Genomic DNA, 15,134 nt, shown 5'->3' on the forward strand with positions numbered 1-15,134 from the left:
TTGGGGAGGATATACAATAATGATTATGAAAAAGAAAACAATAGGCGCCGTCGCTTCTACCCTGCTGGTTTCCTCGATCCTTGCAGCTTGCGGAAGCAACGAGAATGCCCCTGCTAGCAGTACTGGAGCAGCAGCTTCAGCTAAGCCGACCGAGATCAGTATTATGACGATGTATTACACACCAGAACCTCCGGGACCGGACAACGTCATCGTGAAGGAAATCGAGAAGAAAACGAACACAAAGCTGAAAATTACATGGGTATCACCTAACAACTATGCGGATAAAATCAATGTAACATTGGCCTCAGGGGACATTCCTGATTTGATCTTGCTTGATGACCCGTTCAGTGCACAAGTACGCGGTATGGTAGCACAAGGTGCATTCTGGGAATTGACGCCGATGTTGAAGGATTACCCTAACTTGATGCAATATCCGAAAGCATCCTGGGAAAACACTAAACAGGCTGATGGCAAAACCTACGGTATTCCTCGTGCTCGTCCTACAGATGGCGGTGGCTTCCCTTACTTGCGTAAGGACTGGCTAGACACCTTGAAACTAGAAATTCCTAAGACAACGGATGAATTATATACGGTGTTGAAAGCATTCGTTGAGAAAGATCCTGATGGCAACGGGAAAAATGATACGATTGGCTATATAGGATTTGTCGATCAGAATGGTATGTCCTACATGGGCCAGCTTCAGAATAGCTTTACAAAAGTCAATGGCGATTGGAAATTGGTAGACGGCAAGCTGGTCAATGTGAATGTGCTGCCTGAAATAAAGGATGCACTTACATGGATGAACCGTGCCTACCAAGAGAAGTTGATTCCTGAGGATATCGCTGTACTTAAAAATACACAGGCTAAGGACTTACTGAAGGCGAACCGTGGCGGTGGCTTCCAGGATACAGCCGAGGCAGCTTGGGAACCTACAGAAGAATTACGTAAAACGAACCCGAAAGCGGACTTTATACCACTGGTATCGCTGAACGGATACTCGAATAAAGACAGCGGATTCTTCGGAATGTATGCCATACCGAAATCTGTGCCTGAGGCTAAAGTGAAACAACTGATGAAATTTATGGATTACGGTGCTACACAAGAAGGTTATGATTTGGCTAGCTTTGGCTTGAAGGATGTTCACTACACAGAGAAGGATGGTTTCAAGACACCAACCGAGCAAGCTAAGAAAGATATCGTAGCCCAACAGGCTTTGGGTCAGATTTTCTTGAAATACGATCAATATCTGCGTGCTTACCGTACAGGTATGCCGAATGACTACCTTGAGCGTAACAAGAAGATCATTGACGAGAAAGCCAAAATCAGCGTAGGCGATCCTTCTCTGGGTCTAAACTCCGATACGAACCAGAAGGTGGGTACGGAGCTTAGAAAGAAAATTCAAGACATGAAAACCAAGGTTATCATGGGTAAAGAACCGCTGAGCGCATGGGACGCTTATGTAACCAAATTGAAATCAGATCCAGACATGGTGAAGATCACGCAAGAATTGAATGACGCTTACCAGAAACGAAATAGTGCTAAATAAATAAATAAGTACCGTCCCCCCCGACGCCAAATTTTTTTGCGCAGTCGAGGGGGATTTCGGTATTTGATAGAGAGGGATTGGCTATGTGGTTTCGGTGGAGGCAACGTTGGTATTGGTGGATGCAGCGTTCGGGTAGGGGCAATTTTTATCGTAGAAGCTTGATCTTGGTGCTGTGTATTACCAGCTTGCCTACAGCGATCATCGGATACACCTCTTATATTACAGGACGTGCCCATATCGAGAAGGAAATTATGCGAAATCATGATGCCCTTCTAAAGAAAACGATGGACCGCATGAACGATAGTTTGGCCCAGTTAGAACTGGCTGCTACACAGTGGTCGCTGGATAGTAGAATGGATGCACGCCTTGGGAACATGAATTTAATCTATGATTACAACGCGACGCAAAATTTATACCGTTTTCTGGGTTTAATGAAGGGGGCCTACCCGTTAATTGATCAGGCACAGCTCTATTTGGATCGGCAAGAGCCAATTATTATTTCGGATAGCGAGGGTATTGTTCCCATTCAAAATGAGCAGGAGCGGACTACCTTTCACACATTAATGGATCAAAAGAGAGGCGTATTTTGGTGGGATTCACTGCCAAAAGTAAATGCGAAGCCGGATGCTAATTCGGTTGCCTTAATCCAAAAGCTTCCTATTGTCGGAGAGCCTTACGGTGCGCTAATTTTGTATTTAAATAAAGAACAACTGGTTCAGATGGTCGAGGAAATGACCACAGATAACAACGGCGCTTCCTTCCTGATGGCCAAGGATGGACATATTATAGTCTCCCAGAGGACCGTTAATGAGGAACACGCGCAACTAGAAGCAGCGATTCATGAAAGTGTCATGGGCAGGACGGAGGAATCCGGCTCATACATACTGGATCGCAAAGGACAGTCTTACTCTATCGCTTATGGTCAATTTTCCCGTTCAGGTACTCTGTGGAAGTATGTAACAGCGACCTCGTTATCGCAGCTGACGGCGCCTGTGGAGTTTATGTCGAGGAGCATGCTCAGTATTGGAGGACTAGGGCTTCTTATGGCCGTGCTGCTGTCTTGGGTGGCCTCTAAGCGAATTTATCAACCGATTATGCGGCTGGTGAATGTCATCAAAGATTACAAAACAACACAAGAAGGCCAAGAGGATGAACTAGCGTTTATCGAGAGAGAGTGGAAGCATTTAAGTCAAGAGAGCAGGGCGCTGGAATCGAAGCTGGATCAGGCGTACCCTGCGCTTAGAACGGCGTTCCTTTTACAGTTGGTTCAAGGTCACTTCTACTCTTTAAGCGAGTCTGAGTTGAGAGGGCGAATGGAAGGCTTCGGTTGGCAGACGGAATCACAGTGGTTCGCTCTGCTGCTGGTGCAGATTACCGGTTTTGCGAAAGAGGATGGCAGATTTCTAGAGAGTGAGGAGCAGTTAGTCACCTTTGCAGCAGCGAATATTGCTCAAGAGATGGTTCGGACGCGAAATCAATCTGCTGAGATTATCAACTTTCAGGATATGACAGTGGGTATTCTTCTCTCCTATCCCATGGATAGAACGAAACAGCAGGCCAAAGATGAGCTCTATTTGCTGGCCGACGATTTGGGGCATACGATTAGCGCACTGCTTAAGATGCAAACAGCCGTTGGCATGGGGCGATTAACTTCTCAAGTGCATGACCTGCCGCAGCTATTGTCGTTTTTACGGAGTGCTATCCGATATCGCGATCTAAAAGCAGATCATCAAGTGCTTGATTTGGAGGAAATGCTACCAAATCCCAATGAGGATTTGCACTATCCGTTTGCTTTGGAAAAGGAGCTCATGCAGGCGATCCGTATGGGACAAAGCGAGCAGTCGCTAAGTCTGATCGAGAGCTTTGTTCAGGAACTGGTTCGCCAGTCGAACAAGGAAAAGTCGCTGCAGGAGGGTGTGATGCAGGTACTGGGTAGTATGCTGCATACGATGCTCGAAACGGGCTTTAATCCGCATCATTTATTCGAAGGATACAACTTATATGAGCAGTTGACTCAGCTTCGGGAACCGGAACAGATGGTACGTTTCTTCCAACAGAAGGTGATTTCACCTTATATCGACAGGCTTAATGAATATCAAGACATTAATATGAAGCGACTGGTTGAACGCGTAACGGATCGGATACATGAGCGGTTTATGAGCAGCGATATCTCCTTGGAGGAATGTGCGGATGCATTCAATACAACATCCTATGCGCTGAGTAAAGCTTTCAAGCAAATCAATGGCATGAACTTTATCGATTACTTGATTTCGCTGCGCATGGACAAGGCAAAGAAGCTGCTTGTCGGTACGGATTTGAAGGTAAACGAGATTGCAGAGCAAATCGGTTATCAACCTTCGTATTTTATTCGACTGTTCCGAAAGTATGAGGATATGACACCGGGTCAGTATAGAGATAAAGTAAAATAGCATAAAAAAAGAGTCACCTGTTTGAGGTGGCTCTTTTTGGTGTTTCGTATACGCGCCCGAGATGATTCGAACATCCGGCCTACAGTTTAGGAAACTGTTGCTCTATCCTGCTGAGCTACGGGCGCATGGCAAGAATTATGATAGCACGAAGGCTTTCGTGGCGCAACCTTTTGAGTAGGGTGGTTTTTCTTCGGGACAAGGAATGTTCATTTGAAATGAAGAATAGGTTAGGGATTAACCTTAATTTCCTTTAATTTGAATAGAGAGGAAGTGTCATTTTGGAAAAACGACCTGTATTCATAATTTCAAAAACAATAACAGAAAAAATTCTAGATGGAGTATCCATCCTAATCATTTTGTGTACTTTCGCATATTTAGCCTATGTCTGGACCCTGATACCAGAAAGAATACCGATACATTTTAACGGTCAAGGAAAAGAGGACGGTTGGGGAAGCAAATTCAGTCTTTTTCTACTGCCAGTGATAACCTTGATCCTATATATAGGTTTAACTGTCTTAAGCAAATATCCCCATACTTTTAATTATCCTTACAAAATTACGAATGAAAATGCCACCTGGCAATATGGTAATGCACGCTTATTCATGAACTGTTTAAAGATGCTGATCGTTGTGTTGTTTGGGTATGTCGAATGGACTCTTATCCAAATTGCAAGGGGAAATAGTGTTGCTTTAAATATGTGGATATTTAGCATTGTATTGCTTTTAATTCTGGGTACGGTTATTTTCTTTTTCATTCGATCCATCAAACTGAAGTAAATCTAATTCAAAGAATACCTCATAATTTGATCAAAGGAAGAGGATGCTGAAATGAAAGTTTACATTGGTTTTCTGCGTGGTATTAACGTAGGAGGAAAGAACAAAATCAAGATGGAGGATTTGAAAAAGACACTAGAAGCGGCGGGACTTGCTAAGGCGCAAACGTATTTGCAAAGCGGCAATGTCTTGTTCATGTCGGAGGAGGCGGTGGAACCGCTGCGCCAGCGTATCGAGCAGGAGATCAGCAAAGCTGTAGGCGTTTCACCTTCCGTCATTTTGCGTACGATAGAGGAGCTGGCACAGATTCTTGCGACTTGTCCATATGAAGTGGATGCGTTATTAGAAGGCGAAACGATACAAATTTCTGTGCTATCGGAATATCCTCCACAGCAAACCTCTGACGTCTTGTCCAAAGGAATAAGCGATGTGGATGAATTCCAGATCAATGGGCGCGAGATTTATTTCCTTTTTCGTCAAAGCGTTCTGGATTCGAAACTTGCGAGCAATATCCAGAAGCTTGGAGATACGGCGACAACACGCAATTGGAATACGATGAACAAACTGGCTGAGTTGGCAGCGGCGATGCAGAATTAGATGCAGGAACTTCTAAGCTTTACCGCGTAATTTACGGAAAAATTGGGTCAACATCGTCGAACACTCTTCTTGCAAGACGCCGCTAACGACATCGACACGGTGATTGAACCGGTCCTCCTGCAGCAAATTCATGAGCGTTCCGGCACAGCCGGCCTTCGGATCAATGGTGCCGTAGATGACCTGCGGAATCCGTGATTGGACAATCGCGCCCGCACACATCGGGCAAGGCTCTAGGGTGACGTAGAGCTGGCAATCCAAAAGTCGCCAGGCTTGCAGATGCTCGCTCGCTTGTTTGATGGCGATCATTTCGGCATGAGCGAGAGGATCTAGGGTTGTTTCACGCAAATTGTAGCCGCGGCCGATGATTTGACCTTGATGGACAACGACCGCTCCAATCGGTACTTCTCGGATGGATTCGGCTTTGAGAGCCTCTTGAATCGCTTCTTTCATCCAGGGGATATGTTCATCCACAGGGGGACACCTCGCTAATATATTTTTATCCACATGTGCATAACAATCGAACATTCATTCCGTTGTTAACAACCTGTGGATAGGTTTGTGGATAACTTAAAAAGCTGTGGATATTTAATCTTTCTACATTACATACAACAAAATGACCAGCTATGCAAGGAATTTTGTTGATAATAGCAACTGTGCTAGGTATAATGATAGATATTAGTAGGTCTTTTAGACCATATAGAACGTGATAGGTAGAAATAAATAGCAAGGTTCGAAAATGGCAAACTTGTTGAAAAGCAAGGACGCAAAGCTAAGGGTCTACGGTTCCTTTGGAACTATGGCAGCCTGGTTACCGAAAATCGAAGCTTTATTGATTAAGGTAATAGGCTGCTCCTACATAAGGGGCAGTTTATTTTTATATAGGGAATAACTTGGGTAAAGGGAGAGGTGTTAATTATAATGGCCAACGGGTATAACGTCATGAAATATTACGGAAGCAAGGAGGGATATGACGCTGATGTACTAATCGATAGTAAGGCTGTGTTGGGAAAGGACGATTTCGTAGCCACTGGCGTACTAACCTATGCACTCGGAGACATTATTGAGGTGGAATTACCGGAATACGATGTCTTTCAACTTGGTGATAAAGCGAAAATGACGGTTTATACCAAATCCGGCTTGTTTGTGATGAATACAACCGTTGTTGCCAAAGAATTCGGCTCCGTCATTGTCATTAATCCACCTGAAAATCGTAAGAAATTCGCAGAAAAACGGGAATTCCCACGTGTGGATGTGAAACAAACAGGTCTCTTATTCGGACTTCAGGATATGAATAAAAGGAATAAACATCACTTTGAAAACCCACTTGGTATTTCAATCAAAAATATATCCATCAACGGCTTAGGATTTACCATTAATGATAATTCTATGATTGATAAGATCGTTCAAAAGCATTCACAGCTCGAAATTGAGCTGGATTTGGGCTTTACGATGACTTGTTCGATGGAAATTGTAAGAAAAGAAAAGGTTGAAAATGGTTTCTATTATGGGGCTAGTTATATCGACATTCCGCAGGAAAAAACCAATGCGCTAAGGGGTTTTATCCTTACGAATCAGATCGAAACTTACTTCGTACAGAAGCGGGAAGCACAATTTAAAAAAGCAACGGAAAAAAAGTCTGCGGCGAATCAATAGCCTTCAGGCTTTTTTTTGAGTTCCAAGTGCTATATAATAAGAAGGATGATTTTCGAAAATTAAGGAGTTGTAACTACAATGGCTTTGAAAGCAGGTATCGTCGGTCTACCGAACGTAGGAAAATCGACATTGTTTAATGCAATTACACAGGCGGGGGCAGAATCTGCGAATTATCCGTTTTGTACGATCGATCCGAATGTTGGGGTAGTTGAAGTACCAGACGAGAGATTGCAGAAGCTGGTAGAGATCGTTGTGCCTAAGAGCATTGTCCCGACAGCCTTTGAATTCGTTGATATTGCGGGTTTGGTAAAGGGCGCGAGCAAAGGCGAAGGGCTTGGAAATAAATTTTTGGCACACATTCGTGAAGTGGATGCCATTGTGCATGTTGTTCGTTGTTTTGAAGATGATAATATTACTCACGTTTCCGGTAAAGTGGATCCGATCGGCGATATCGAAACGATTAATCTTGAATTAATTTTGGCAGATATAGAGTCGGTAGAGAAGAAGATTGAGCGTTCGCGCAAAAACCTCAAGGGCGGCGACAAAAAAGTTGTTGCTGAAGTGGAGTGTTTAGAGCGTATTAAAGAAGCGCTTTATGCAGATAAACCGGCACGCAGTCTGGATCTCAGCGAAGATGAGAAACTTCTCGTGCGCGACCTTCATTTATTAACCATGAAACCCGTGCTTTATGCGGCAAACGTGAGTGAAGATGAAGTAGCAACAGCAGATGAAAATTCTTTTGTGAAAATTGTGAAAGAATTTGCTGAGAGCGAAAACAACGAAGTGGTGTCGATCAGTGCAAAGGTTGAATCCGAAATCGCCGAGTTGGAAGATGAAGAAAAAGCGATGTTCCTCGAAGAGTTGGGACTTCAAGAGTCCGGCTTGAATAGATTGATTAAAGCAGCTTATAGAAAGCTTGGCTTGTACACGTATTTCACAGCTGGGGTGCAGGAAGTAAGAGCATGGACAATCCGCAAGGGAACGAAAGCTCCTCAAGCGGCTGGTGTTATTCATACCGATTTCGAACGTGGTTTTATTCGTGCTGAAGTCGTCTCTTATAATGATTTGGCAGCTGCAGGGTCGATGAATGGTGCGAAAGAAAAAGGCCAAGTGCGTCTAGAAGGTAAAGAGTATGTGGTGAATGACGGGGACGTCATGCATTTCAGATTTAATGTGTAATTCATAAAAAAAGTAAAGAAAGGAGTGATCCTATATGTTGGATCGACTTCAGTCCATTGTGGACCGCTATGATAAATTAAGCGAACTGTTGTGTGACCCGGATGTAACGAGTGACACGAAGAAGCTTAGAGAATACTCTAAAGAGCAATCTGATCTTCAAGAAGCATATGATGCTTATAACGAATATAAGAGTGTGAGCGAACAGCTGGCCGATGCCAAAGTGATGCAAAACGAAAAGCTGGACGATGAAATGCGTGAAATGGTCAAAATGGAGATCGATGAGCTTAGCGAGCAATCTGCCAAGTTGGAAGAACAACTTAGAATGCTCATGATGCCTAAAGACCCTAATGATGATAAGAACGTAATCGTCGAAATTCGCGGTGCGGCAGGCGGCGACGAAGCTGCTTTGTTCGCGGGCGATTTGTATCGCATGTATACGCGCTATGCGGACGCGCAAGGATGGAGAACGGAGATTCTCGATGCTTCTGTGAACGATTTGGGCGGGTTTAAAGAGATTATTTTCATGATCACCGGTAAAGGCGCTTATAGTAAGTTGAAGTATGAGAGTGGGGCGCACCGTGTACAACGAATTCCTGTAACGGAATCAGGTGGACGTATCCATACCTCAACGTCGACGGTAGTGGTTATGCCGGAAGCGGAAGATGTTGAGATTGTCATCCATGATGCGGATATTCGCGTTGATACATTCTGTTCCAGTGGAGCGGGCGGTCAGTCGGTTAATACGACGAAATCCGCTGTGCGTGTGACGCACGTACCTACGGGAATCGTAGCGACATGTCAGGATGGTAAATCGCAGAACTCGAATAAAGAGTCAGCGCTACGCGTGCTTCGTACACGTATTTCCGATAAGATGCGTGAGGAAGAGGAAGCAAAATACGCGGGCGAGCGTAAAAGCAAAGTTGGTACGGGTGACCGTTCCGAACGTATTCGTACGTATAACTTCCCGCAAAGCCGGATAACCGATCATCGTATTGGTTTGACTTTGCATCGTTTAGAAACTGTGCTTAATGGTGACATGGCAGAGATCGTTTCAGCGCTAACGATTGCAGCGCAGTCCGATGCTTTGGATAACGGGGAGCAGGCAATGTGATGTCGACTACTGCTAAGAGTTTAAGAGAAGCCTTTGTTGAGGCTTCTTCTTTTTTAGGGAAGCTCGGTGTGGCCGAGGCTTCTTCTTGTGTGGAATTGCTGCTGCAGCACTTGCTGGGCTGCAGTCGGACGGAGCTGCTGTTCCGTTTTCCGGAACAGTTTCCTATGGAGCTGGCGGAAACTTGGCGTCAGCTAGTAGAGCGGAAGGCCGCTGGTGAGCCGGTGCAGTATATTATCGGCGAGCAGGATTTCTTCGGCCTTCCTTTTGCGGTTAGCCCGGCCGTGCTGATTCCGCGGCCGGAGACGGAGCTGCTCGTGGAAGCTTTGCTCCACGATGGCTCGCGTCTGTTCCCGCAAGGCGCTCCGCTGCTTGCGGATGTGGGCACCGGTAGCGGAGCGATCCCGGTGACTGTGGCACACGCGCGCCCTGCGTGGCGCGTAGCGGCCAGCGACATCTCCGCGGCAGCGCTGGAGATGGCTCGCGTGAATGCGCAGCGCCACGGCGTGGCTGCGCGGGTGGAGTGGCTCGAGGGTGATCTTCTCGAGCCCTATATTCAGCGCCGGATCGCGCCCGATATACTGGTGTCTAACCCACCGTATATCCCTGATGGCGACTTGGCGGCGCTAATGCCGGAGGTGCGGCTGTTTGAGCCGCACACGGCTTTGTTTGGCGGCGCCCTTGGACTCGACCTGTACCGCCGGATGATCTCGCAGCTGCCGCAGCTGCCGCGAATCCCGACCGTGGTCGGATTCGAGGTGGGCATTCGGCAGGCGGAGGCTGTGGCGGCGATGCTGCGCGCCGCCGCTGACTGGGACGAGATCCGATTCGTACCGGATCTCCAGGGCATTGATCGCCATGTGATCGCGATCCGATCGCGAGATTAGAGGGCGTTCGTAGCGTTGGGAACGAACCCGATATTTTTGGAAGGCACCGAAGGTTGTTTCGGAGGAATTTGGGTCTGCTAAGAGTGTTTTTCATCGCTAAAGCTGCTTATATGAGCATAGGAGTCACTTAGCGATATTTTTCATTCTTACAGCCAAGCTCAATGGTTGTTTCGAGGGTGTTTGGGTCACCAGGCTATTTCCGAGGTAATCGGTTCTAGTAAAGTGTTTTTCACCGCTAAACCCATCCTCTTCAGCCTGAATGCCACCACTTCCGCCACCAACGATCCATCCCACCCAACTCTATCATTTTTCACAAATTTAAATAGATTACTAGGTTTAGCTCCTCCTCTTATTGCCCATACTGGCTAGTAGAAGCGAAGGGAAAGGGGCTTTTCCTCATGGTGAAGAGATCTAATCGTCATTCTTATAAATCTTTATTATTAGTAGCTTTTGCACTTATTGTTATGATAACTTGTTGGGAATCGAATCGTTCAAATGCGGCGGTTATTTCGCCTACGATACCGGAAGAATCTATTCGCTTACGTATTCTAGCAAACTCGGATTCGGCGCAGGACCAAGCGTTGAAACGCGAGATTCGTGATGCTATTATTGCTCGTATGCAGGAATGGGTTGTTGGGCCGCAAACGCTGGAAGATGCTAGAGCCGTGGTAATAGCCCATTTGCCCGAGTTTGATATCCTTGTAGGACAAATGATTGAAGCACGTGGCTATAGCTATTCACATACAGTTGAGCTCGGTAAAGTTCCTTTTCCAACAAAAATGTACGGAAATGAAGTGTACCCAGCGGGAGAATATGAAGCGCTGCGCGTGACGATTGGAACGGGGGAAGGTCAGAACTGGTGGTGTGTGTTGTTTCCGCCATTATGTTTCGTGGATTCTTTGTCCGGTGAAGCAGTAGCATCGGCTGCTGTTGTAGCGAAAACAGAGGGTGATGGTAAGGTGCAATCCTCTCCTTCACCTGGAACGAAAAACAGTAAAGCTGCTCCAACGGTTAAACCCGACAAGTCTAAGCCTGTCGCTAAAGACGTTAAGGATGCACAAGTTGAAGAAAAAACGGAATCCGTTGATGCAAAGCAGCCACAAGTTAAGTTTTTTATCTGGGAAATGGTGAAGAAGATCGTATCGTGGTTCAGCTAAGAAAAGTCACCATTACCATTTAGGATCAGAATTTTATTTTGAAGTTAGGATGATAGATGATCGTGACAAAATACTGGAAAGTGGATCAGGGTAATGGGAACGAGATAGGTGGGTTTTTAGCTGAAGCTGCCCTGCTTCTCCGAAGTGGTGAAACAGTAGCCTTTCCTACAGAGACTGTATATGGTCTAGGGGCAGACGCTACGAATACGGCAGCTGTCGAAAGGATTTTCTCTGCGAAAGGTCGGCCTTCAGATAACCCGCTGATTGTTCACATTGCTGATGTCGAACAGCTCTCAAGTTTAATTCAATCTGATCGTGTAACAGCGGATCATCGCCAGCTTATGGAGGTTTTCTGGCCGGGTCCTCTTACCATTGTGCTGCCTGTGAAAACAGGTGGCATTTCGCCGTTAGTAACCGCTGGTCTTAAGACTGTAGGTGTGCGAATTCCGGATCATCCCGTGGCTTTGCAGCTTCTTCGTGAAGCGGGACTACCCATAGCCGCGCCGAGTGCCAATAGCTCAGGCAGACCTAGTCCAACACTCGCATCTCATGTCAGAGATGATTTAGATGGTCGGATTGGCGGGATTGTGGATGGTGGTGCAACTGGGGTTGGTGTCGAGTCGACTGTGATCGAGCTTGTAGGCGGTGAGCTATACATTTTGCGTCCTGGCGGTGTTACGGCGGAGCAGCTGCAATCGGCACTGCCTGCTATTCGGATTCATGAGCCAGAGCGGGAAGAGGTACAAGATTCCGAAACACCGCGTGCTCCTGGGATGAAGTATACACATTACGCACCAAAAGGATTTATGCATATCGTTCAGGGTGAAGATACAGAATCTGTTGCTGAATGGATCCAAAACGATATTGATGCAGCCAAAGCACGTGGCGAGTCAACGGGTATTCTTACTTTTGAGGAGAGAGCTTCTCGTTACGAAGCTGATGTGGTTATAGCCTGCGGATCATTATCGCAACCGGAAACAATCGCTCAGGATCTTTATGCTGCGTTAAGGCAATTTGATCAAGAAGGCATTCAATATATTGCTGCAGAGGGCTGTCCAGAAAAGGGGATTGGCCTTGCGATTATGAATCGACTTCGTAAGGCAGCCGGTCATCGGCTTGTACGTGTTTAGCTAGCATGATTCCCTGTTTGTCCGCATATCTTGAGAGAGAAACGTGGACAAGGGGGATAGCACTATGCTCGCATCTGGGGTAGAATTTGGGCAGCTGATAACAATTATTATTATGGCGATTGCTTTGGGCCTGGATGCTTTTTCCTTAGGGATTGGCATAGGGATGAAGGGAATTCGTTTAATTGATATTATGAAAATAAGCGTCGTAATTGCTGTTTTCCACGTCCTCATGCCTTTAATGGGTATGTTTATGGGGCAATATGTTTCTTCGCTGCTTGGTAATGTCGCTACAGCCGCTGGGGGATGTTTGCTCATTCTGCTGGGTTCGCATATGGTGTATAGTTCGATTCGTGGAGAAGAAGCGACTTCTTTTGATCATAGGTCAATTTTGGGCCTGACGATCTTCTCACTTAGTGTCAGTATTGATTCATTCTCTGTGGGTGTATCCCTTGGTATGTTCGCTACGGATATATTGTTGACGGTGTTAATATTTGGTCTGTTTGGAGGCTTGCTATCCATCGCCGGTTTATTGGTTGGTAGACAGGTAAGCGGCTGGGTAGGCGAGTACGGCGAGGCGTTTGGGGGGCTTATTTTGCTCACGTTTGGGATCAAGTTTTTACTATGATACAATAGGGGTATAGAAAGTTTTCGTCTTAGCTTAGCTTACGATTAGGAGGGAATCATGTTGCGAATTCTATTTGTCTGTACAGGAAATACGTGCCGCAGTCCATTAGCAGAAGGTTTGCTGCGTATCAGGGTGCACCAAGAAGGGCTTGCGGCGGAGGTTCGTTCAGCAGGGGTATCCGCGGTGACGGGCGGTCCAATTTCCCGAAATAGTGCATCGCTTTTACAGGAAGCGGGGTTCAAGGATTCCATTAGTTCTTTGGCGATCCAAGAGTCTGAAGTGAATTGGGCTGATCTCATTTTGACGATGACGATGGGTCATAAGCGTACGGTCATCCAGCGGTTTCCGGGTGCGATTGAGAAGATTTTTACGCTCAAAGAGTACGTCGAGGATGACGCTCATATTTTACAGGCGATTGAGGAAAGGGAGCAGCTCGTTACGGAGCTTCAGCTCAAACAGGCTCTTTCGCAAGCAGTATCTGTAGAAGAAAGAAGCCGCATTTATAAACTTGAACATGCGATTCCTGACTTTGACATTTCGGACCCGTTCGGAGGCTCCATAGAGATTTACCGACAAACGGCTGAGGAAATCAGCGGGAGTTTAGATAAATTGGTTCAGAAAATACGTACAAGAAACGAAGGCTCCAAATAACTCAGGTTCTAGATATACGAATTACGGATACGTCTTTACACATGGGGTAGAATGCGATAAAATAGATCTATCAATCAAGACTCAATGTAACTGGCGACGAGTGGGAGTAACCACAATGGAGCATTGAGCTATACGGCCGGTCGCCTGGGCAAAAGAGCAACGCGCGTTTTCTAGCGTGTCCGCTCTTTTTTTCGTTTTCTGGTGAGCTTTGGGATATAATAGGATGGTCGAATTCGAACATGCAAAGGAGCGTTCTATTCATGAAAATTGCTTTAGGTGCGGATCATGCAGGCTATCGTTTGAAAGATGTTATCATTCCTTTTATTGAGTCATTAGGTCACCAAGTCGTCGATTACGGCTGCAGCTGTGCAGATTCGGTCGATTATCCCGACTATGCGCTTAAAGTTTGTGAGCAAGTAGTTTCAGGTGAAGCTGACAAAGGTATTCTAATTTGTGGAACGGGTATCGGGATGTCAATTGCCGCGAATAAGGTTCCGGGCATCCGTTGTGCACTCGTGCATGATCTTTTTTCAGCGAAAGCGACGCGTGAGCACAATGATACGAACGTACTTGCCTTAGGGGAACGTGTTATTGGACCGGGTGTAGCTGAGGAAATCGTGAAAATCTGGCTTGAAACCGAGTTTTCCCAAGGTGTTCGTCACCAGAATCGCATTAACAAAGTACAAAGTATCGAAGACCGTTTCACATTGCATCCATAGAATATTTCCTAACGGGAAATTCCAGAAACGAGGGCTCACGATGACAGATTCCATTCTTTCTAATATTTCCGAGGCTTTGGAAACGAATCTTCGGGAATTGGTCAAAGTCGGCAATCTAAGATCAAGTCACATTCTGATTATTGGAACGAGCACAAGTGAAATTCTCGGGCATAGGATCGGTACATCGGGTACGCTGGATGCAGCCAAGCCGATTTTTGAAACGGCGCAGCGCATAAGCCGCGAGTTCGGGCTGCACTTAGCCTTTCAATGCTGCGAGCATTTGAACCGTGCAATCGTTATCGAGGAAGAGCTGTTATCGCATGCGCCTCAGCTTGAGCCTGTCTCTGTCATTCCGGTGCCAAGGGCCGGAGGTTCGATGGCCTCCTATGCGTATCGCCATTTCGCGAAGCCGGTTGTTGTCGAGACGATTCAGGTTCATGCCGGAATCGATATTGGCAGTACGCTCATCGGGATGCATCTGCGCCCAGTTGCTGTGCCAGCAAGGCCGCCAGTGCGTAACATTGGCCATGCCTATGTCACGATGGCTTTTACCCGGCCTAAGCTGATTGGCGGTACAAGAGCTGTATACCTATCTGATGAAGCGGAACAACTCTATCAAACAGCCGCACCCGATGCGGATTGTTAAACTTTTTAACATATCAAATGGAATTAAGACTTAA

General features: G+C 46.2%; 15 protein-coding genes, 1 tRNA gene and 2 riboswitches. Of the genes, 14 read left to right on the forward strand and 2 right to left on the reverse strand.

Annotated elements, in window-relative coordinates; translation table 11 throughout:
• Positions 1 to 19: 19 nt before the first annotated feature.
• Positions 20 to 1,546 carry an extracellular solute-binding protein gene (locus AC58UU_RS34540; RefSeq protein ID WP_497322044.1) on the forward strand — a complete coding sequence of 509 codons (1,527 nt, stop codon included), beginning with the start codon at positions 20 to 22 and terminating at the stop codon, positions 1,544 to 1,546.
• An 83-nt stretch (positions 1,547 to 1,629) separates the two neighbouring features.
• A complete protein-coding gene (locus AC58UU_RS34545; RefSeq protein WP_497322045.1) occupies positions 1,630 to 3,975 on the forward strand; it encodes a helix-turn-helix domain-containing protein in 2,346 nt (781 codons plus the stop codon).
• Between the two features lie 51 nt (positions 3,976 to 4,026).
• On the opposite strand, the gene AC58UU_RS34550 is transcribed toward AC58UU_RS34545, so the two are convergent.
• Positions 4,027 to 4,100 (reverse strand) — tRNA-Arg (locus tag AC58UU_RS34550).
• Between the two features lie 153 nt (positions 4,101 to 4,253).
• Between AC58UU_RS34550 and AC58UU_RS34555 the strand changes: the two genes are divergently transcribed.
• Together AC58UU_RS34555 and AC58UU_RS34560 are read left to right on the forward strand one after the other, a co-directional pair.
• Entirely contained in the window at positions 4,254 to 4,751 is a 498-nt protein-coding gene (locus AC58UU_RS34555; protein ID WP_497322046.1) for a DUF1648 domain-containing protein, read from the forward strand.
• 51 nt (positions 4,752 to 4,802) lie between these two features.
• Positions 4,803 to 5,345, forward strand: coding sequence for a DUF1697 domain-containing protein (locus AC58UU_RS34560; RefSeq protein WP_497322047.1), 543 nt, complete (start codon positions 4,803 to 4,805; stop codon positions 5,343 to 5,345).
• A 12-nt stretch (positions 5,346 to 5,357) separates the two neighbouring features.
• Here AC58UU_RS34560 and tadA read toward each other — a convergent pair whose 3' ends face one another.
• Positions 5,358 to 5,795 (reverse strand): tRNA adenosine(34) deaminase TadA, encoded by a 438-nt coding sequence (gene tadA / locus AC58UU_RS34565; protein WP_497322086.1) that lies wholly within the window; start codon positions 5,793 to 5,795, stop codon positions 5,358 to 5,360.
• 278 nt (positions 5,796 to 6,073) lie between these two features.
• A riboswitch (cyclic di-GMP riboswitch) is annotated at positions 6,074 to 6,161 on the forward strand.
• Positions 6,162 to 6,263: 102 nt separating this feature from the next.
• On the opposite strand from tadA, the gene AC58UU_RS34570 reads away from it, so the two are divergent.
• The 10 genes from AC58UU_RS34570 to AC58UU_RS34615 all read left to right on the forward strand — a co-directional run bounded on the left by AC58UU_RS34570 (position 6,264) and on the right by AC58UU_RS34615 (position 15,100).
• Positions 6,264 to 6,998 carry a PilZ domain-containing protein gene (locus tag AC58UU_RS34570; RefSeq protein ID WP_497322048.1) on the forward strand — a complete coding sequence of 245 codons (735 nt, stop codon included), beginning with the start codon at positions 6,264 to 6,266 and terminating at the stop codon, positions 6,996 to 6,998.
• A 78-nt stretch (positions 6,999 to 7,076) separates the two neighbouring features.
• A complete protein-coding gene (gene ychF / locus AC58UU_RS34575) occupies positions 7,077 to 8,177 on the forward strand; it encodes a redox-regulated ATPase YchF (RefSeq protein ID WP_497322049.1) in 1,101 nt (366 codons plus the stop codon).
• 34 nt (positions 8,178 to 8,211) lie between these two features.
• Positions 8,212 to 9,288 carry a peptide chain release factor 1 gene (prfA, locus tag AC58UU_RS34580; RefSeq protein WP_047682215.1) on the forward strand — a complete coding sequence of 359 codons (1,077 nt, stop codon included), beginning with the start codon at positions 8,212 to 8,214 and terminating at the stop codon, positions 9,286 to 9,288.
• Positions 9,288 to 10,172, forward strand: coding sequence for a peptide chain release factor N(5)-glutamine methyltransferase (prmC, locus tag AC58UU_RS34585; protein WP_497322050.1), 885 nt, complete (start codon positions 9,288 to 9,290; stop codon positions 10,170 to 10,172). The genes prfA and prmC overlap by 1 nt, the downstream gene beginning before the upstream one ends.
• A 398-nt stretch (positions 10,173 to 10,570) precedes the next feature.
• Positions 10,571 to 11,329 (forward strand): stage II sporulation protein R, encoded by a 759-nt coding sequence (spoIIR, locus tag AC58UU_RS34590; RefSeq protein WP_497322051.1) that lies wholly within the window; start codon positions 10,571 to 10,573, stop codon positions 11,327 to 11,329.
• Between the two features lie 56 nt (positions 11,330 to 11,385).
• Complete coding sequence (locus AC58UU_RS34595) at positions 11,386 to 12,459, forward strand: L-threonylcarbamoyladenylate synthase (RefSeq protein ID WP_497322052.1); 1,074 nt, start codon at positions 11,386 to 11,388, stop codon at positions 12,457 to 12,459.
• A 64-nt stretch (positions 12,460 to 12,523) separates the two neighbouring features.
• On the forward strand, positions 12,524 to 13,084 hold the full coding sequence (locus tag AC58UU_RS34600; RefSeq protein ID WP_497322053.1) for a manganese efflux pump MntP: 561 nt from the start codon (positions 12,524 to 12,526) through the stop codon (positions 13,082 to 13,084).
• 57 nt (positions 13,085 to 13,141) lie between these two features.
• Positions 13,142 to 13,735 (forward strand): low molecular weight protein arginine phosphatase, encoded by a 594-nt coding sequence (locus AC58UU_RS34605; RefSeq protein ID WP_497322054.1) that lies wholly within the window; start codon positions 13,142 to 13,144, stop codon positions 13,733 to 13,735.
• 76 nt (positions 13,736 to 13,811) lie between these two features.
• Positions 13,812 to 13,892: riboswitch (ZMP/ZTP riboswitch) on the forward strand.
• Positions 13,893 to 13,995: 103 nt separating this feature from the next.
• A complete protein-coding gene (rpiB, locus tag AC58UU_RS34610; protein ID WP_057303723.1) occupies positions 13,996 to 14,454 on the forward strand; it encodes a ribose 5-phosphate isomerase B in 459 nt (152 codons plus the stop codon).
• A gap of 40 nt (positions 14,455 to 14,494) precedes the next feature.
• Positions 14,495 to 15,100, forward strand: a complete 606-nt coding sequence (locus tag AC58UU_RS34615) for a TIGR01440 family protein (RefSeq protein WP_497322055.1) — start codon at positions 14,495 to 14,497, stop codon at positions 15,098 to 15,100.
• Positions 15,101 to 15,134: the final 34 nt, after the last annotated feature.

The sequence above is a fragment of the Paenibacillus sp. JT22N1 genome (assembly GCF_059692155.1).

Coding starts and splice junctions, on each gene's coding strand:
- AC58UU_RS34560 (WP_497322047.1), top strand. CDS start 4,803: ATGAAAGTTTACATTGGTTTTCTGCGTGGTATTAACGTAGGAGGAAAG.
- rpiB (WP_057303723.1), top strand. CDS start 13,996: ATGAAAATTGCTTTAGGTGCGGATCATGCAGGCTATCGTTTGAAAGAT.
- AC58UU_RS34615 (WP_497322055.1), top strand. CDS start 14,495: ATGACAGATTCCATTCTTTCTAATATTTCCGAGGCTTTGGAAACGAAT.
- tadA (WP_497322086.1), bottom strand. CDS start 5,795: ATGAAAGAAGCGATTCAAGAGGCTCTCAAAGCCGAATCCATCCGAGAA.
- AC58UU_RS34595 (WP_497322052.1), top strand. CDS start 11,386: ATGATCGTGACAAAATACTGGAAAGTGGATCAGGGTAATGGGAACGAG.
- prfA (WP_047682215.1), top strand. CDS start 8,212: ATGTTGGATCGACTTCAGTCCATTGTGGACCGCTATGATAAATTAAGC.
- spoIIR (WP_497322051.1), top strand. CDS start 10,571: ATGGTGAAGAGATCTAATCGTCATTCTTATAAATCTTTATTATTAGTA.
- ychF (WP_497322049.1), top strand. CDS start 7,077: ATGGCTTTGAAAGCAGGTATCGTCGGTCTACCGAACGTAGGAAAATCG.
- AC58UU_RS34540 (WP_497322044.1), top strand. CDS start 20: ATGATTATGAAAAAGAAAACAATAGGCGCCGTCGCTTCTACCCTGCTG.
- AC58UU_RS34605 (WP_497322054.1), top strand. CDS start 13,142: ATGTTGCGAATTCTATTTGTCTGTACAGGAAATACGTGCCGCAGTCCA.
- prmC (WP_497322050.1), top strand. CDS start 9,288: ATGTCGACTACTGCTAAGAGTTTAAGAGAAGCCTTTGTTGAGGCTTCT.
- AC58UU_RS34570 (WP_497322048.1), top strand. CDS start 6,264: ATGGCCAACGGGTATAACGTCATGAAATATTACGGAAGCAAGGAGGGA.
- AC58UU_RS34600 (WP_497322053.1), top strand. CDS start 12,524: ATGCTCGCATCTGGGGTAGAATTTGGGCAGCTGATAACAATTATTATT.
- AC58UU_RS34545 (WP_497322045.1), top strand. CDS start 1,630: ATGTGGTTTCGGTGGAGGCAACGTTGGTATTGGTGGATGCAGCGTTCG.